Below are 1,288 nucleotides of genomic sequence, written 5' to 3'. Positions count from 1 at the left end.
AACATTTACGATAGGACTCTTATCTCTCTTACCAGAAAGGGTTTTGGTTAAAAAATTTGCGTAATCATCAGAAGCATTCAAACCAGCAACAGAGAGAAGGCTTTGTGGATAAGATACACCAGCACTTTTTACACCTTCAAGAAATGTGTTTCTAAAATCAGGATTTGCTGAAAAAACAGGCGTAACATTCGATAAGAATGTAGCCGCTATAGCCAACGAAAGAACTTTAACAAAAGAAAAACGAGAACGTTTTAATTCACTCGCTGCTTGTGGGGCATATAATTTTTTCATAACAAACTCTCCAATGAAAAAACTTAAAAACACCTCCAAAACATAAAAAAGACACATTTTAGCATTATTGATCTCTTTGGAATTCAGAGTAGACGATCATTGCTTAGGGTATGAACGTTTTGAGTCTTTAGTCTTGTTTTGTTTGTGCTCTCTGTATTGAGACCTAAATGTTTGTCTTTTTGATTATGTTTTGTGGACATAAAGATGACACATTTAGAGTCTAAGTTTTTTAGTGTGCTGTTTTTTCTAACTAAAAAGGGGTCTTTATATTTAATATTACATTTTACTTGGTAGTGGTTACTATAAAATCCTTTGTACTAGGTTTTAATATGTATTTTCCTAATTATAGACTTTATTTTTATTAGAAAGCATGGTTTTGTTAATAATAAGTAAAGTAAAAAGAAATTGTAATATGTCTGGAATATAGTTTTCCTTGGATAACTGGCTTTTTAGTTGGATTTTTTCTTTTTAATATATCATATAATGATATATGCGCGGTCCCGTGATGTACCTTTTATCTTTACGCACTACTTTTCCCCCTTTGAAAGTTATTTCATCAAAATGAGTCTTACTAATATACACTCCCATATTGCTATAGGCTGTTCATGAAAATAGCAACATAAAAATATAACTTTTTAGCAATATGGATTCTACTATGATCTTTTTTCAACAAAATATAGAAAATCTTCTATAAAACCTCACAGTCTATAGCCTCATCAAATATTATGCTTATCTCTAGATAAATACTGTGCGTCTGTAAAAAAAACATCCACCCTTATTTCAATAAATAAGGGTGGATGTTTTGTTTTCGTTGTTCGTATTATTTTATTTTCAGAGTAATTGCACCACCTATGCCCCAATGACCACCAGCACTCGTGGCAGAGAGATTAGAGCGGATTTTTCCGTTTTCAGATGTATAACCAGCACCAAGGGCAAATGCGGATTGTCCACGCCATGTGCCGCTACCAAATGAGACACTCAAAGATCCTGGCTCGTC

The 1,288-nt window shown here is 33.1% G+C and carries 2 protein-coding genes; both read right to left on the bottom strand.

The window, feature by feature from the left end; genetic code table 11:
- The coding region (locus tag ACFIK3_RS09515; RefSeq protein ID WP_375676621.1) for a hypothetical protein at window positions 1-291 on the bottom strand (291 nt) is incomplete at its 3' end.
- Between the two features lie 820 nt (window positions 292-1,111).
- Window positions 1,112-1,288: YadA-like family protein (locus ACFIK3_RS09510; protein ID WP_375646810.1), on the bottom strand; the 177-nt coding region annotated here is incomplete at its 5' end.

The organism is Bartonella sp. CB10SXKL, from assembly GCF_042195515.1.
Classification (GTDB): domain Bacteria; phylum Pseudomonadota; class Alphaproteobacteria; order Rhizobiales; family Rhizobiaceae; genus Bartonella.
Note: the sequence above shows the minus strand (reverse complement) of the source record. Positions and strands in the feature narration are given on the sequence as shown.